Annotated in this window: 1 protein-coding gene and 1 pseudogene; both read right to left on the bottom strand. The window is 74.7% G+C overall.

All coding sequences use genetic code 11. The features are described from left to right. Positions 1-96 precede the first annotated feature (96 nt). Positions 97-16,263: a type I polyketide synthase gene (locus tag ACZ6JT_RS28810; protein WP_469214441.1), complete on the bottom strand. Its 16,167-nt coding sequence runs from the start codon at positions 16,261-16,263 to the stop codon at positions 97-99. A gap of 228 nt (positions 16,264-16,491) precedes the next feature. Then, positions 16,492-18,342, bottom strand: a pseudogene (locus tag ACZ6JT_RS28805) (acyltransferase domain-containing protein); the annotation flags it as partial. Positions 18,343-18,512: the final 170 nt, after the last annotated feature.

Raw genomic sequence — 18,512 nt, 5'->3', positions numbered from 1 at the left:
ACTTCCCTGTTGGGGGCCCCGTGGGGGGCTGGGTGTGGGTCTGGTGTCTGGGTCGGGGTCCGGAACGGGTCCGGGGGCCGGGGCCCGGGCGGGGGGTCAGCCCTCGCCCAGGGCCAGGCGGACCAGGTCGTCGGCGCTCATCGTGTCGAGCGCGCTCCCGCCGTCCGGCAGGCCGGCGCCGTCGGTACCGGCGGCGCCGTTCACGGCTTCCTCGGGGGTGTCCCGCGTCGCCGCGTCGGGTACGAGCGCGGCCCGCAGCCGGTCCGCGAGGGCGCCCGGGGTCGGGTGGTCGAAGACGAGCGTCGGCGGCAGCTTGACGCCGGTCGCGGCCGTCAGGCGGTTGCGCAGCTCGACCGCGGTCAGGGAGTCGAAGCCCAGGTCCTGGAACCGGCCGTCGGCCGGCACCCTGTCCCGGCTCGCATGGCCCAGTACGGCCGCTACTTCGGCCCGTACCGCCTCCAGCAGGAGGTGACGGTGCTCGCGCCGGGGCGCCCGGGCCAGCCGCTCGCGCAGGTCGGCCGCCGGGTCCGGGGCCGCCGGGGCACCGCCCGTGCCGCCGGGGCGGGCCGGAGCCAGCCCCCGCAGCAGCACCGCGACCGCCTCCGGTTCCACCGTCCGCAGGTCGAGGTGGGCGGCGGTCAGGACCGCGGCGCCGGATGCCACGCCCGCGTCGAACAGGGCCAGGCCCTCCTCGGCGGACAGCGCCCCGATTCCGGAGCGGGCCAGGCGCTTCAGGTCCGCCGCGCCGAGGTCGCCGGTCAGCGTGCTCTCCTGCGCCCACAGACCCCAGACCAGGGACAGGGCCGGCAGCCCGGCGGCGCGGCGCCGCTGGGCCAGGGCGTCCAGGAAGGCGTTGGCCGCCGCGTAGTTGCCCTGGCCCGCGGAGCCCAGGGTGCCCGCGAGCGAGGAGAAGAGGACGAAGGCCGACAGCTCCAGGTCCCGGGTCAGCTCGTGCAGGTGGAGGGCGGCGTCGGCCTTGGGCCGCAACACCCCTTCCATTCGCTCCGGGGTGAGTCCCGCGAGGACCGAGTCGTCGCTCACGCCCGCGGCGTGGACCACCGCCGTCAGCGGCCGGCCGGCCGGTACGGAGGCCAGCAGGGCGGCCACGGCCGTGCGGTCGCCGGTGTCGCAGGCGGCCACGGTCACCTCGGCGCCCAGCGCGGCCAGTTCGGCCGTGAACTCCGCCGCGCCCGGGGTCGCCGCACCGCGGCGGCCGGTCAACAGCAGCCGCCGCACCCCGTGCCGCTGCACCAGGTGCCGGGCCAGCAGCCGGCCCAGCGTGCCCAGGCCACCGGTGACCAGGACGTGGCTGTCCGCTCCGAAGGCCGCCGGGGCGTCCTCGGTGGCGGCGGGCCGGTGACCGCGCAGGGCCGGCGACGAGATCCGCCCCGCCCGCACCGCGAGCTGCGGCTCCTGGGAGGCCAGGGCCGGCACCAGGGCGCGTACGGACTCGGGCCGCCCGTCGGCGTCGACGAGCGCGAACCGGCCGGGCTGCTCCGACTGGGCGGAGCGGACCAGGCCCCAGACCGCCGCCAGGGCGGGATCCGGGTACTCGGTGTCCGCGACCGCGACCGCGCCCTCGGTGAGGAAGGCGAGCCGGGAGTCCGCGAACCGCTCGTCGGCCAGCCACCGCTGGGCCGGCGCCAGGGCCGTGAGCACGGCCCGGCCGGACCCGGCGGGGACGGCGGGCACCGGGGCCACGACCACGGACGGCACCGGGGCGCCCCCGTCGACCGCCTCCTGCAGCCCGTCCAGGCCGGGGTAGGCCCGGACGGTCACGCCGGCGGCCCGTACGGCGTCGACGACGGCGGAGTCCGCGTCGCCCAGGACGGCCCACGGGCCGGCCGGAACGGGAGCGGTCCCGCGCAGCGGGGACCAGTGCAGGCCGAACAGCCCGGCCCCGTGCACCGGTCCGGCGGTGGCCGCCGGGTCCGCCCGCAGCTCGCGCACGGCGAGCGTCTCGGCGGTGAACACCGGGGCGCCGGACAGGTCGGCAATCAGCAGCGAATAGCTGTCGCCCGCGCCCCGGCGCAGGCGGACCAGCAGTTCGGTGGCGCCGGGCGTCCGCAGGGTCAGACCGCTCCACGCGAAGGGCACCAGCAGCCGGTCCCCGGCGCCGGCCCCGACGAGGGCGGTGTGCAGGGCCGCGTCCAGGGCGGCCGGGTGCAGACCGAAGCCGTCCCCCTGCGGGCCGGTGGCACTGTCGGGGAGCACCACCTCCGCGTAGAGGTCGCTCCCGCGGCTCCACACGGTCCGCAGGCCCTGGAAGGCGGGGCCGTACGTGTATCCGCGCTCGGCGAGGCGGGCGTAGAGGTCTCCGACGGGTATCTCGGTGGCGCCCTGGGGCGGCCAGACGGCCAGGTCGGCCGCATCGCCGGCCGTGTCGCCCGGCGCTGCGGAAGCCTCGTCGGCCAGCAGCCCGGAGGCGTGCCGGACCCATACCGCGCCCGGCGACCCCTCGGGCCGCGAGTGGAGCGCGAGGGTCCGCGTCCCGTCGGCCCCGGGGGCGCCCACCATCAACTGGACGGCGACGCGCTCGTCCAGCGGCAGCGGCTGTTCGAGGGTGAGCTCGGCGACCTGCGCCGCGCCCGTCCGCCGGGCCGCGTACAGGGCGAGCTCCGCGACGGCCGCGCCCGGCAGCAGCGGCCGGCCCAGGATGGCGTGCTCCGCCAGCCACGGATCGGCCTCCACGTCGAGCGTGCCGGTGAACAACCACCCCTGGCCCGCCGCGAGTTCGACCGCCTGGTCCAGCAGCGGGTGCCCGCCGGCCGGCTTCGGCGCCAGGGGGGCTGCGGGAACGCTCAACCAGTAGCTGTCGCGCTGGTAGGGGTACGTGGGCAGGGCGACGGCCCGGCCACCGGGCAGGAACCCGCCCCACTCGACGTCCGCGCCGCGGACGTAGGCCTGGGCGAGCGCGGCCGCCAGGGTCCCGCCCTCGGGACGGCCCTTGCGCAGCAGCGGGGCCGCGGTGACCGGCGGCCGGGCCTCGGCCTCCTCGGAGGCCAGGATCGTCCGGGTCATGGCGGTGAGGATGGGGTCGGGGCCGAGTTCGAGGTAGGTGGTGACGTTGTGGTGGTGGAGGTAGTGGATGGCGTCGTTGTAGCGGACGGTGTGGCGGAGGTGTTGGACCCAGTAGTCGGGGTTGGTGAGTTGTTCGGTGGTGGCGGGTTGTCCGGTGAGGTTGGAGATGATGGGGATGGTGGGGGTGTGGTAGGTGAGGGTGGCGGCGGTGGTGCGGAATTGGTGGAGGATGCCGTCCATGTGGGGTGAGTGGAAGGCGTGGCTGACGTTGAGTTGTGTGGTGCGTCGGCCGTTGTTGCGCCAGGTGGTGGCGAGTTGGTGGGCTGCGTCGTGGTCGCCGGTGATGACGGTGGAGCGGGGGCCGTTGATGGCGGCGATGTCGAGGTGGCCGTGGTGGGTGGGGAGGGTGTCGCGGATTTCGGTTTCGGTGGCCTCGATGGCGATCATGGCGCCGCCGGTGGGCGCGGACTGCATCAGACGGCCACGGACGGCCACCAGCGTGCAGGCGTCGTCCAGGGACAGGACCCCCGCGACGTGCGCGGCCGCCAGCTCGCCCACCGAATGGCCGAGGAGGTGGTCGGGGACCAACCCGTAGTGCTCCACCAGCCGGAACAGCGCGACCTCGACGGCGAACAGCGCGGGCTGCGTGTACTGCGTCCTGTTGAGGAGAGCCGCCTGCTCGCTCCCCTCGGCCGCGAGGACCAGCTCCTTGAGCGACAGCCCCAGGTGGGAGTCCATCCGCGCGCAGACTTCGTCGAAGGCGCGGGCGTAGACGGGGTGGGTCTCGTACAGTTCGCGGCCCATGCCGGGTCGCTGACTGCCCTGACCCGTGAACAGGAACGCGATCCCGCAGGCCCCGTCGGCCGGGCCGGAGTCCCCGGTCACCAGCTGCGGCGCGGACTCGCCCCGGGCCAGCGCGTCCAGGCCCGCCAGCAGACCCGCCGGGTCGTCGGCGAGGACGACCGCACGGTCCGGGAGCGCCGCCCGCGTGGTGGCCAGCGCGTGGCCGACGTCCAGGTGCGCGAGGCCGAAGCCGCCCTCCGTGCCGGCCTCGGCGGCCAGCCGCCGCAACTGGGCGGCCCGGGCGCGCAGGCCCTGCGTACCGCGGCCGGAGACCACCCAGGGCAGCGGGGTGGGAGTCGCCGGATCGCGGGACTCCGCGGCCTCGGCGGTGGGGGCCTGTTCGAGGACGACGTGGGCGTTGGTGCCGCTGATCCCGAAGGAGGAGACACCGGCACGGCGCGGCCGGTCGCTCTCGGGCCACGGCGTCGCCTCGGTGAGCAGGGACACCGCGCCGCTCGACCAGTCCACGTGCGGGCTCGGCGCGTCCACGTGCAGGGTGCGGGGGAGCGTTCCGTGGCGCATGGCCATGACCATCTTGATGACGCCGCCGACGCCGGCGGCGGCCTGGGAGTGGCCGATGTTGGACTTGAGGGACCCGAGGTGGAGGGGTCGGTCGGCGTCGCGGTCCTGGCCGTAGGTGGCGAGGATGGCCTGGGCCTCGATCGGGTCGCCGAGGGTGGTGCCGGTGCCGTGCGCCTCGACGGCGTCGACGTCGGCGGGTGAGAGCCCGGACGCCGCCAGTGCCTCGCGGATCACCCGCTCCTGCGAAGGACCGTTCGGCGCGGTGAGTCCGTTGCTCGCGCCGTCCTGGTTCACGGCCGAACCACGGACCACGGCGAGGACCTGGTGTCCGTTGCGGCGGGCGTCGGAGAGCCGCTCCAGGAGCAGGACGCCGACGCCCTCACTCCACGTCGTACCGTCCGCCGAAGCCGCGAACGACTTGACCCGCCCGTCGGGCGCCAGCCCGCGCTGGCGGCTGAACTCCACGAAGGGTCGCGGAGTGGCCATGACGGTGGCGCCGCCCGCCACGGCGAGCGTGCACTCGCCCTGGCGCAGGGCCTGCGAGGCCAGGTGCAGGGCGACGAGGGAGGAGGAGCAGGCCGTGTCGACGGTGATCGCCGGACCCTCCAGCCCGAAGGTGTAGGACAGCCGCCCGGAGGCCACGCTGCCGGCGCTGCCCGTGCTCAGGTAGCCCTCGTACTCGACCGGAACGTCGGACAGCCTGGACGCGTAGTCGTCGTACATCGTGCCGACGAACACGCCGGTGCGGCTGCCGCGCAGGGTCGTCGGGTCGATGCCCGCCTGCTCGAAGCTCTCCCAGGTGGTCTCCAGCAGCAGGCGCTGCTGCGGGTCGATCGCGAACGCCTCGCGGGGTGAGACGCCGAAGAACTCGGCGTCGAACCGGTCGGCGTCGTAGAGGAACCCGCCGTGCCGCGTGTAGCTCTTGCCGGCCCGGGTGGGGTCCGGGTCGTAGAGGTGGTCGACGTCCCAGTCGCGGTTGGTGGGGAAGGGGCCGATGGCGTCGGTGCCGTCGGCGACGAGCCGCCACAGGTCCTCGGGGGAGCGGGTCTCGCCCGGGTACCGGCAGGCCATGCCGACGATCACGATCGGGTCGTCCTGGCCGACCCCCGCACCGGCCGCGGCCTGCCGGACCGGCCGGGCGGCGGCCTCGCCGGCGATCTTGGCGAGCTCGGCGACGACGAAGTCGGTGAGCGCACCGGGTGTGGGGTGGTCGAAGACGGCGGTCGCGGGAACCGCGATCCCGCTGTCCGCGGCGAGCCGGCGGCGCAGCTCCATACCGGTGAGGGAATCCATGCCCAGCTGGAAGAAGGGACCGCTGTCGTTGACGGCGGCGGGGCCCGCCAGGCCGAGCACGGCGGCGACCGTCGTCCGTACCAGCTCACCGGCGGCGCGCCGGCGGTCGGCCGGGGGCAGCGCGGCGGTGCGCTCGGCCCAGGAGGATCCGGTGGCCGCGGCGGCGCGGCGGCGCGGGGCGCGGACCAGGGTGCGCAGCAGGGCGGGCGCGGACTGGTCGGGGGAGCGCAGCGCCTTCAGGTCCAGCTCGATCGGCACCAGCTCCGGCTGACCGGCCGCGAGCGCGGCGTCGAAGAGCTCCATGCCGCGTTCCGGCGTCAGCGGAAGGATGCCCTTGGCGGCCCACCGCTTGATGTCAGCCTCCGAGAACTGCGCGGCCATGCTGCCGGTACTCGTGTCCCAGAGTCCCCAGGCGAGGCTGGTGGCGGGGAGGTTGTGGTGGTGGCGGTGGTGGGCGAGGGCGTCGAGGTAGGTGTTGGCGGCGGCGTAGTTGGCTTGGCCGGGGTTTCCGATGAGTCCGGCGATGGAGGAGAAGAGGATGAAGTGGGTGAGGGGGAGGTGGGTGGTGAGTTGGTGGAGGTTCCAGGCTGCGTCGGTTTTGGGGTGGAGGACGTGGGTGACGTGGTGGGGGGTGAGGTTGTCGAGGGTGGCGTCGTTGAGGGTGCCGGCGGCGTGGATGACGGTGGTGAGGGGGTGTTCGGTGGGGATGTCTGCGAGGAGTTGGGTGAGTGCGTCTCGGTCCGCGGTGTCGCAGGCGGTGATGGTGATGTGGGCGCCGGCTGCGGTGAGTTCGTCGTGGAGTTGGGTGGCGCCGGGGGCGTTGGGTCCGGTGCGGCTGGTGAGGAGGAGGTGTTTTGCGCCGTGGTGGGTGACGAGGTGGCGGGCGAGGATGTGGCCGAGTCCGCCGGTGCCGCCGGTGATGAGGATGGTGCCTTCAGGGTCGAGGGGCTTGGGGGTGCTACCGGTTGTGGTGGGGCTGTTTTCGAGGCGGGGGGTGTGGAGTTGGCCGTTGCGGAGGGTGAGTTGGGTGTCGGGGGTGGTGGCTGCGGTGTGGGCGGCGGCAGCCAGGTCGTCTGTGGTGTCGATGTCGAGGTGGGTGAGGCGGCCGGGGTATTCGTTCTGTGCGGTGCGGATGAGTCCGGTGAGGGCGGCGGCGGGGAGGTCGTGGATGTCCTCGTCGGTGGTCAGGGCGGTGGCGCCCTGGGTGAGGACGAGGATGCGGGTGGAGTCGAGGGTGGTGTCGGCGAGGAGTTCCTGGAGGGTGGCCAGGGTCCCCTGAACCGCCGCATGCACCTCCGAGCTCTGCTCGGTGAGCGCGATGACACCGGGGACCGGCCCGCCCGAGGCGAGCGCGCTCCGCAGCGCCGCCGCGTCCGCGTACGTCTCCCCGGAGACGGCCGCGGCCAGAGCGTGCGGGTCCGAGCCCAGCACGGCCCACGGCCCGGCGGCCGGCTCGGTGGCGTGCGGGACGGGCTTCCACACCAGGCGGTAGAGCCCGTCGACACGACCACCGCGGTCCTGTAGGTCACCGGCCGGGCGCAGGGCGATCTCGTCTACGCTCAGGACGGGCCGGCCGTCGGCGTCCGTGGCCGTGAGCGAGGCAGCGTTCGTACCGCTCGGAACAAGGTGCACCCGCAGCGCGCTCGCACCGGCGGCGTGCAGGGTGACCCCGTTGAACGAGAACGGGATGGTCAGCTCGTCGGAGTCCTCGATCAGCAGCGCGTGGAGAGCGGCGTCCAGTGCGGCGGGGTGCAGGGCGAACCCGTCCCCGTCGATGCCGTCCGGGAGCGCGATCTCCGCGTACAGCTCCTTGCCCCGTCTCCACGCGTTCCGCAGGCCCCGGAACATGGGGCCGTACGCGTATCCGCGCTCGGCGAGGCCGGCGTAGAAGTCGTCGACGGGTATCGCGGTGGCTCCCTCCGGCGGCCAGACGGCCGAGCCGGCCGCGGGAACCGGGCCGGGGCCCGCCTCGGCGAGCACACCGGAGGCGTGTCGGATCCACTCCTCCTCCGCCGCGCCCTCGGCCCGCGAGTGCACGGAGACGGAACGGGCCCCCGACTCCTCGGCGCCCAGCGCCACCTGGAGGTGGATGCGGCCGTCCTCGGGAACGATCAGCGGTGCCTCCAGGACGAGCTCCCGGAGCTGGTCGTAGCCGAAGCGCTCGCCCGCGGAGACGGCCATCTCGACCAGGGCGGTGCCCGGCAGCAGAACCGTTCCGGAGACGGCGTGGTCGGCGATCCACGGGTGGGTGCTCCGCGAGACGCGGCCCGTGAACAGCAGGCCCTCCCCGCCGGCGAGACTGGTCACCGCGCCGAGCAGCGGGTGTTCCGCCGACGTCAGGCCCAGACTCGCCACGTCCTCGCGCGTGGCGGGACTGTTCAGCCAGAACCGGGCGCCCTGGAAGGCGTACGTCGGCAGCAGCACTCGCCGCGTACCGGGGAAGAGGCTCTCGACGTCCAGCGCCGCACCCCGTACGGCCGCGTGGCCGAGGGCGACCGCGAGGGTCCGCGCCTCGGGGCGGCCCTTGCGCAGGACGCCGACGGTCGACACCGCGCCCTGGGCGGCCTCCTCGCCCAGGCAACCTCGGGTCATGGCGGTGAGGATGGGGTCGGGGCCGAGTTCGAGGTAGGTGGTGACGTTGTGGTGGTGGAGGTAGTGGATGGCGTCGTTGAAGCGGACGGTGTGGCGGAGGTGTTGGACCCAGTAGTCGGGGTTGGTGAGTTGTTCGGTGGTGGCGGGTTGTCCGGTGAGGTTGGAGATGATGGGGATGGTGGGGGTGTGGTAGGTGAGGGTGGCGGCGGTGGTGCGGAATTGGTGGAGGATGCCGTCCATGTGGGGTGAGTGGAAGGCGTGGCTGACGTTGAGTTGTGTGGTGCGTCGGCCGTTGTTGCGCCAGGTGGTGGCGAGTTGGTGGGCTGCGTCGTGGTCGCCGGTGATGACGGTGGAGCGGGGTCCGTTGATGGCGGCGATGTCGAGGTGGCCGTGGTGGGTGGGGAGGGTGTCGCGGATTTCGGTTTCGGTGGCCTCGATGGCGATCATGGCACCGCCGGTGGGCGCGGACTGCATCAGACGGCCACGGGTGGCGACGAGGAGGGCCGCGTCACCCAGGGTGAGGACCCCGGAGACGTGCGCGGCGGTGAGCTCCCCGAGCGAGTGGCCGAGCAGGTAGTCGGGGGTGAGGCCGTGGTGTTCGAGGGTGCGGTAGAGGGCGACCTCCGTGGCGAAGAGCGCCGCCTGCGTCCACATCGTCTGGTGCAGCGGCGAGGTGGTGGGGTCCTCGTCGCTGAAGAGGAGCGACTTGAGGGAGACGTTCTGCTGGAGGTGCTCGTCGAGGTGGGCGCAGACCTCGTCGAGGGCGTGGGCGTAGACGGGGTGGGTCTCGTACAGTTCGCGGCCCATGCCGGGACGCTGACTGCCCTGCCCCGTGAAGAGGAACGCGGTCTTGCCACCGCCCAGACCCGCCGGCGGACCCGCGATCAGCTCCGGCGCTCCCTCACCGGCGGCCAGCGCGGCGAGCGCCCGCAGCACGCCGTCCCGGTCCTCCGCGACGACGGCCGCGGAGTGCGCCAGCAGCGCGGGCCCGTCCGCCAGCGAGCGGCCGATGTCGGCCAGGGAGACCTGCGGCCGGCCGGCCGGATCCGGCTGCTCCGCGCGCTCGGAGACGAAGGCCAGCAGCCGGCCCGCCTGGGCCCGCAGCGCGTCCACAGTGTGTCCCGACAGCAGCCAGGGCGCACAGGGCAGGGCGGCCGGGGTCTCGGTGACGGGCTTCGGCTCGGCGACGGGGGCCTGTTCGAGGACGACGTGGGCGTTGGTGCCGCTGATCCCGAAGGAGGAGACACCGGCACGGCGCGGCCGGTCGCTCTCGGGCCACGGCGTCGCCTCGGTGAGCAGGGACACCGCGCCGCTCGACCAGTCCACGTGCGAGGTCGGGCGGTCCACGTGCAGGGTGCGGGGAAGCACCCCGTGGCGCATGGCCATGACCATCTTGATGACGCCGCCGACGCCGGCGGCGGCCTGGGAGTGGCCGATGTTGGACTTGAGCGAGCCGAGGTGCAGCGGACGCTCCGCGTCGCGGTCCTGGCCGTAGGTGGCGAGGATGGCCTGGGCCTCGATCGGGTCGCCGAGGGTGGTGCCGGTGCCGTGCGCCTCGACGGCGTCGACGTCGGCGGGTGAGAGCCCGGACGCCGCCAGTGCCTCGCGGATCACCCGCTCCTGGGACGGGCCGTTGGGGGCGGTGAGTCCGTTGCTCGCGCCGTCCTGGTTGACGGCCGAACCGCGGACCACGGCGAGGACCTGGTGTCCGTTGCGGCGGGCGTCGGAGAGCCGCTCCAGGAGCAGGACGCCGACGCCCTCACTCCAGGCGGTGCCGTCCGCCGCGTCCGCGAAGGACTTGCAGCGCCCGTCCGTCGCCAGCCCGCGCTGACGGCTGAACTCCACGAACAGATCGGGCACCGCCATCACGGTCACGCCGCCCGCGAGGGCGAGGGTGCACTCGCCCTGGCGCAGGGCCTGCGAGGCCAGGTGCAGGGCCACGAGGGAGGAGGAGCAGGCCGTGTCGACGGTGATCGCCGGGCCCTGGAGGCCCAGCGTGTACGAGACCCGGCCGGAGGCCACGCTGAGCGTGTTGCCGGTCGTACGGTAGGCCTCCACGGCCTCCGGCGCGTTGCGCAGGTGGGAGGCGTACTCGCTGTACATGGCACCGCTGAACACACCGGTACGGGTGCCCCGCAGGGTCGCCGGGGCGATCCCCGCGTTCTCCACCGCCTCCCAGCTCGCCTCCAGCAGCAGGCGCTGCTGCGGGTCCATGGCCGCGGCCTCGCGCGGGCTGATCCCGAAGAACTCGGCGTCGAACCGGTCGGCGTCGTAGAGGAACCCGCCGTTGCGGGCGTACGAGTGGCCCGCGCGGTCCGGGTCGCCGTCGAAGAGCCGGTCCAGGGCCCAGCCGCGGTTGGTGGGGAAGGGGCCGATGGCGTCGGTGCCGTCGGCGACGAGCCGCCACAGGTCCTCGGGGGAGCGGGTCTCGCCCGGGTAGCGGCAGGCCATGCCGACGATCACGATCGGGTCCGCGTGATCGGAGGTGCTGCGCACCGCGATCTGCCCGCCGGGACGGACCACCTCGGTCTCGCCGGCCAGCTTGGACAGCTCGCCCGTCAGGAACTCGGCGAGCGCGGCCGGGGTGGGGTGGTCGAACACGGCCGTCGCCGGCAGCGTGACCCCGGTGACCGCCACGACCCGGCGGCGCAGCTCCAGGCCGGTCAGCGAGTCCATGCCGAGGGTCTTGAACGCCGTGTCCTCGTCGACGGCGTCGGGGCCGGCGAGGCCCAGCACGGCGGCGACCGTCGTCCGTACCAGCTCACCGACGGTACGCCGGCGGTCGGCAGCGGGGAGCGCGGCGGTGCGCTCGGCCCACGAGGAACCGCCCGTACCGGAGAGGGCGGCGGCGGCGGCGCGGCGGCGCGGGGCGCGGACCAGGGTGCGCAGCAGGGCGGGCGCGGACTGGTCGGGGGAGCGCAGGGTCGGCAGGTCCAGATCCGCCGCGGCGAGCAGCGGCTCCGGCGAGACGAGGGCCGCGTCGAAGATCTCCATGCCGCGCTCGGCGGAGATCGGCGGCACGCCCTTGCGGGCCCACCGCTTGACGTCGAGCTCGCTGAGCCCGCTCGTCATCGTGCTCGCGGTGTCCCAGAGTCCCCAGGCGAGGCTGGTGGCGGGGAGGTTGTGGTGGTGGCGGTGGTGGGCGAGGGCGTCGAGGTAGGTGTTGGCGGCGGCGTAGTTGGCTTGGCCGGGGTTTCCGATGAGTCCGGCGATGGAGGAGAAGAGGATGAAGTGGGTGAGGGGGAGGTGGGTGGTGAGTTGGTGGAGGTTCCAGGCTGCGTCGGTTTTGGGGTGGAGGACGTGGGTGACGTGGTGGGGGGTGAGGTTGTCGAGGGTGGCGTCGTTGAGGGTGCCGGCGGCGTGGATGACGGTGGTGAGGGGGTGTTCGGTGGGGATGTCTGCGAGGAGTTGGGTGAGTGCGTCTCGGTTGGCGGTGTCGCAGGCGGTGATGGTGATGTGGGCGCCGGCTGCGGTGAGTTCGTCGTGGAGTTGGGTGGCGCCGGGGGCGTTGGGTCCGGTGCGGCTGGTGAGGAGGAGGTGTTTGGCGCCGTGGTGGGTGACGAGGTGGCGGGCGAGGATGTGGCCGAGTCCGCCGGTGCCGCCGGTGATGAGGATGGTGCCTTCGGGGTCGAGGGGTGTGGGGGTGTTGTCGGTGGTGGTGGGGGTGTTTTCGAGGCGGGGGGTGTGGAGTTGGCCGTTGCGGAGGGTGAGTTGGGTGTCGGGGGTGGTGGCTGCGGTGTGGGCGGCGGTGGCGAGGTGGTCTGTGGTGTCGATGTCGAGGTGGGTGAGGCGGCCGGGGTATTCGTTCTGCGCGGTGCGGATGAGTCCGGTGAGGGCGGCGGCGGGGAGGTTGTGGATGTCCTCGTCGGTGGTCAGGGCGGTGGCGCCCCGGGTGAGGACGAGGATGCGGGTGGAGTCGAGGGTGGTGTCGGCGAGGAGTTCCTGGAGGGTGGCCAGGGTCCCCTGAACCGCCGCATGCACCTCGGTCAGTGCCTCTGAGAGGGCTATGAACGAGGGCAGTTGGGCGCCGTCACCCAGCGCGGTCCGCAGTTCGGCGACGTCGGCGTACGTGTCGCCGGCGACGGCCGCGGCCAGAGCGTGCGGGTCCGAGCCCAGTACGGCCCAGAGTCCGGGCGTGGTCTCCGCGGCCGCCTGCTGCAGGGGCTTCCAGCCCAGCCGGTGCAGCCCGGAGTGCCGGCCCGCGCTCGTGGCCGCGCGGAGGTCGCCCGCCGGGCGCAGGGTGATGGAGTCGACCGTGATGACGGGCTGTCCGTCAGGGTCGGTGGCCGTCAGCGAGGCGCTGTTGGCGTCGGTGGGGACCACGTGCACCCGCAGCGCGGTCGCCCCCGTGGCGTGCAGGGTGACTCCGTTGAAGGAGAACGGGATGGCCAGCTCGGTGCCGTCACCGAGCAGCATGGCGTGCAGGGCCGCGTCGAGGAGCGCCGGGTGGATGGCGAAGGCGGTGGCGTCGGCGTGCTGCTCCTCGGGGAGGGAGACCTCCGCGAACCGCTCGTCGCCCGACTGCCAGACCCGGCCGAGGCCCTGGAAGGCCGGCCCGTACTCGTACCCGCGGTCCGCGAGCCGGTCGTAGGTGTCCTCGCGGGTGACGGACCGGGCGCCCTCCGGCGGCCAGGTCCGCACGGCGTCGGGCACCGGGTGTTCACCGGTGGCCAGCAGGCCCGAGGCGTGCCGGGTCCACTCCTCCTCCGCCGCGCCCTCGGGGCGCGAGTGGACGGTGACGGAGCGGGTGCCCGACTCCTCGGCGGGGCCGAGGGCGACCTGGAGGTGGATGCCGCCTTCCTCGGGGACGAGCAGCGGCGCCTCCAGGACGAGTTCCCGGAGCTGGTCGTAGCCGAAGCGGTCGCCCGCGGCGACGGCCATGTCGACGAGGGCGGTGCCGGGCAGCAGGAGCGTACCGACGACCGCGTGGTCGACGACCCACGGATGGGTGCGACGGGAGACGCGGCCCGTGAACAGCACGCCCTCGCGGTCGGCGAGGCTGGTCATCGCGCCGAGCAGCGGGTGCTCCGCGGAGGCGAGGCCGAGGCCCGCCGGGTCCTCCGCCGTGACCGGGGTGTCGAGCCAGAACCGGCTCCGCTGGAAGGCGTACGTCGGCACCTGGACCCGCCGGGCGCCCGTGGCGGCGAACACGGCTGACCAGTCGACGCGGACGCCGTGGCAGTGGGCCTCGCCGAGCGAGAGCAGCAGCCGCTCGGCCTCGTTCTCGTCACGGCGCAGGGTGCCCAGGGCGGTGCCCCGCGCGCCGGCCTCGTCGAGGGCCGCCTGCACGCCGATGGTGAGCACCGGGTGCGGGCTGACCTCGATGAAGGTGTGGTGGCCGGCGGCGAGCAGCTCGCCGACCGCCTGCTCGAACTGCACCGTCTCGCGCAGGTTCTGGTACCAGTACCCCGCGCCCATCAGGCCGGTGTCGGCCAGCAGCGCGCCGGTCAGCGAGGAGTAGACCGGGACCTGGCCGGGGCGCGCCTCGATTCCGTCGAGGATCCGCGCCAACTCGCCTTCAAGTTCCTCGACATGGGCCGAGTGGGAGGCGTAGTCCACGTCGACGAGACGGGCCCGCGCCCCCTCCCCCTTGGCCTGGGCGAGGAACTCGGCGAGGGCCTGCGGATCGCCGGAGACCACCGTCTGGGAGGGGCCGTTGACCGCGGCGACCGAGATCCGGCCCTCCCAGGCGCCGATCCGCTCCCGTACCCATGCGGCGGGCTGGGCCACGGACATCATGCCGCCGCGGCCCGACAGCACGGTCAGCGCGCGGCTGCGCAGCGCCACCACCCGGGCCGCGTCCTCGACGCTGAGCACGCCCGCCACGCAGGCCGCGGCGATCTCGCCCTGCGAGTGGCCGACGACCGCGGCCGGTTCGACGCCCAGCGAGCGCCAGACCTCGGCCAGGGACACCATCACCGACCACAGCACGGGCTGGACGACGTCCACCCGCTCGAAGCCGGGAGCACCCGGGGCGCCGCGCACGACGTCGAGGAGCGACCAGTCCACCAGCGGCTCCAGGGCCGCCGCGCACTCGGCCATCCGGCGGGCGAACACCGGGGAGGACTCCAGCAGGCCGGCCGCCATGCCCACCCACTGCGCGCCCTGACCGGGGAAGACGAACACGGGACGGGCCGCGGGCCGGCTCTGCCCGGTGACCAGGGTGCGGTCCGTGGCGCCGTCGGCCAGGGCCCGCAGACCCTGCTCCAGGCCGGCGAGGTCGTCCGCGACCACGGTGGCCCGCCGGTCGAAGTGGGCGCGGCCGACGGCGAGGGAGCAGCCGATGTCCGCGAGGCGGTCGCCCGGGTGGTCCCGGAGGTGGTCGAGCAGCTTGCCGGCCTGGGCCCGCAGTGCCTGGTCGCTCTTGGCGGAGAGGAGGAAGGGGACGGGCTCCTGTGCCCCGGCGGGTTCGGGCGTGGCGGGGCCGTCCACGGCGGGCGCGGGCTCGACGGCCTGCTCGAGGACGAGGTGGGCGTTGGTGCCGCTGACACCGAAGGAGGAGACGCCGGCCCGGCGGGGCCGGTCGGTCTCCGGCCACGGGGTGGCCTCGGTGAGCAGCGAGACCGCGCCGCCGGCCCAGTCCACGTGGGAGGTCGGGGCGTCGACGTGCAGGGTGCGCGGCAGCAGGCCGTTGCGGATCGCCATGACCATCTTGATGACGCCGCCCGCGCCGGCGGCGGCCTGGGTGTGCCCGATGTTCGACTTGAGGGAGCCGAGGAACAGCGGGCGGTCGGCCGCGCGGCCCTGACCGTAGGTGGCGAGCAGGGCCTGCGCCTCGATGGGGTCGCCGAGCCGGGTGCCCGTACCGTGCGCCTCGACGGCGTCGACGTCGGCGGCGGACAGCCCGGAGGCGGCCAGGGCCTCGCGGATCACCCGTTCCTGCGAGGGGCCGTTGGGGGCGCTGAGCCCGTTGCTCGCGCCGTCCTGGTTGACGGCCGATCCCCGGATGACCGCGAGGACCTCGTGGCCGTTGCGGCGGGCGTCGGAAAGCCGCTCCAGGAGCAGCATGCCGACGCCCTCGCCCCAGCCGGTGCCGTCCGCGGCCTCCGCGAAGGACTTGCAGCGCCCGTCGACGGACAGGCCGCGCTGGCGGCTGAACTCCACGAACATGCCGGGGGTCGCCATCACCGTCACACCGCCGGCCAGGGCCAGTTCGCACTCGCCGGCCCGCAGCGCCTGCGCCGCCATGTGCAGCGCCACCAGCGAGGCCGAGCACGCGGTGTCGACGGTGACGGCGGGACCCTCCAGGCCCAGGGTGTAGGAGGCGCGGCCGGAGACCACGCTCGTATAGGTGCCGGTCAGCAGGTACCCGCCGACGCCCTCGCCCGCCTCGTGCAGGCGCGGGCCGTAGTCCTGCGCCATGGCGCCGACGTACACGCCGGTGCCGCTGCCGCGCAGCGCGGCCGGATCGATCCCGGCCCGCTCCACGGCCTCCCACACGGTCTCCAGCACCATGCGCTGCTGCGGGTCCATGGCGGTGGCCTCGCGCGGGCTGATCCCGAAGAACTCGGCGTCGAACTGGTCGACGTCGTGCAGGAAGCCGCCCTGCCGGGTGTACGAGCGGCCCGCGCGGTCCGGGTCGCCGTCGAAGAGGGTCTCCAGCGCCCAGCCGCGGTTGCCGGGGAACTCGGTGACGGCGTCCCGCTCCTCCACGAGCAGCCGCCACAGGTCCTCCGGGGAGGCCACGCCGCCGGGGAAGCGGCAGGCCATGGAGACGATGGCGATGGGCTCGTCGGAGCCGGGAGTCCGGCGCGCGACCGCCCGGGACACGGGCTCGTGCGCGGAGACGACGCCCGAGAGCTCGGCCAGCCGCGCGACCAGCTTCTCGGGCGTGGGCCGGTCGAAGAGGAGGGTCGTCGGCAGCTTCAGCCCGGTGGCGGCGGCGAGCCGGTTGCGCAGTTCCACGGCGGTCGCCGAGTCGAAGCCGAGTTCCTGGAAGGAGCGGGTCGGGTCGATGTCCCCGCCCTTGCCGCGGCCGAGGACCAGGGCCACCTCGGAGCGCACCAGATCCATCAGGAACCCGGCCGTCCGCTCGGGGTCCCCGCCGGTTCCGAAGGGGTCGGCGGCCGGCGCGTCGGGGGCACCGTGCCGGAAGGGGTACGTGGGCAGGGCGACGACGGCGGCGTCCGCCGGGAAGACGGGGCTCCAGTCCACGGGAGCGCCGTGCGCGTACGCCTCGGCCACGGCGGACAGGAAGCGCTGCGGCCCGTCCGCACCGCGGCGCAGCGAGCCGACCACGAGCGCCGTGGAGTCGGTGGTCTCCAGGGTCTGCTCGACGGGCAGGGTCATCACCGGGTGGGGGCTGATCTCGACGAAGAGGTCGTGATCGGTGAGGCAGCGGATCGAGCTCTCGAACAGCACGGGCTCGCGCAGGCTGCGGAACCAGTACGAGGCGTCCAGCGAGCGGGTGTCCAGCAGGGCGCCGGTCAGCGCGGAATAGAAGGGGATGTTCCCCTTCCGAGGCCGCAGTGGGGCCAGGACGGTGAGCAGCTCCTCGTGGATCTCGTCCATGTGCGCGCAGTGCGGCGCGTAGTCGATGGCGACCCGCCGGGCCCGCACGCCCTCCGCGGTGAACTCCTCCTGAAGGCGCTCGATGGCGTCGATGTCGCCGGCCACGGCGATGGACCGCGGCCCGTTGACGCCCGCGACGGCCAGCTTCCCGCCCCACGGCGCCAGGCGCGCCCGCACCTCCTCCAGGGGCAGCAGCACCGAGAGCATGGAGCCCCGGCCCGCGAGCCGGGCCTGCGCCTTGCCCCACAGCGCGGCGGCGCGGGCGCCGTCCTCCAGGGTGAGCCCGCCCGCGACGACCGCCGCGGCGAGCTCGCCGATGCTGTGCCCGACGACGGCGGCGGGCTCGATGCCGAAGGAGCGCCACAGGGCGGCGAGGCCGAGCGCGGTCGCGAACAGGGCGGGCTGGATGACGTCGATGCGGTCCAGCGCGGGCGCGCCGGGCACCTCGCGCAGGACGTCCTCCAGCGACCAGTCGACGTACGGGGCGAGCGCTTCGGCGGTGGCCCGGATGACGGCCAGGAAGACGTCGGAGGTGTCGAGCAGGTCGGCGGTCATGCCGGGCCACTGCGAACCGTGGCCGGGGAAGACGAAGACGGTCCGCTCGCGCCCCGTGGCCGCGCCGCTCACGCGCGCGGAGCCGCGGCGGCCCTCGGCGAGCGCCGCCAGCTCCTCGGCGAACTCCGCCTCGGTGCCGGCCAGCAGGACCGAGCGGTGGGCGAACGCGGTGCGCGAGACGGCCAGGGAACGACCGATGTCGGCGATGCCGGGGCGTGCGGTGGCCGCGGAGCTCGCGGTGCCCGCCACGGCCTCGACGCCCGTGGCGTTCGCCGTGAGGTGGGCCAGGAGGCGTGCGGCCTGAGCGCGTTCGGCCGCGGCGTCCGCTCCGGAGAGGATCCACGGCAGTGCGCCGCCCCGGAAGGCGGCCGGAACGGCGGACGGCGCCCGCTCGGTACGGGGCGCCCCGGCGACCTCGACGGCCCAGGCCGTGCCGTCGGCGTCGACGTCGGAGACGGCCACCGGCTGCCCGGAGCCCGCAGGGGAGACGGCGGAGCGCAGGGCCTCGACCAGCCCGGCGGTACCGCCGGCGGGCGTGTTCCCGCCCTCGGCCGGTCCGGCGGCCGGCCCGGTGCCGTGCAGGACCCCGCGCACCCGGTCGCCGTCGGCCAGGGCCCGCGCCAGGGGCTTGAGTACGAGAACGGCCCCGCCCGCGGGTTCGGCGTCCAGACCGCCCGCGAGCGCGATCCCGCACTCACCGGCGCGCAGGCTCTCGCACGCCAGGTGCACCGCCCTCAGGGTGGACGGGGCGCCGCCGGTCACGGTCCGGCCCGGTCCGCTCAGACCGAGTACGGCGCGCACGCCCTCGGCGCGGTCCGCGTCCGGGGCGTTGTCAGCGTTGTCGGCGCTGTCGGCGCTGTCCTCGCCGGGATCCGCGGCCCGTCCCGGGCCGGGCGCGCCCAGGAAGACGCCCGTGCGGGCGCCGCGCAGGGAGCCCGGCACGATCCCGGCCCCCTCCAGCGCCTCCCAGCCCAGTTCCAGCAGGAGCCGCTGCCCGGGGTCCATCGACGCGGCCGCGTCCGGCGCGATGCCGAAGACGTCCGCGGCGAAGCCCTCGGAGTCGCCGGAGTGCGCGTCCGGGTAGTGACAGGACAGCCCGATGACGGCAACGGGCTCCCCGGCATTCCCGGCGTCCCCGACGGGCTCGGCATCGCGGCGGGTGGTCTCGACAGACA

It is taken from the genome of Streptomyces sp. NPDC046308 (genome assembly GCF_055588065.1).
Note: the sequence above shows the minus strand (reverse complement) of the source record. Positions and strands in the feature narration are given on the sequence as shown.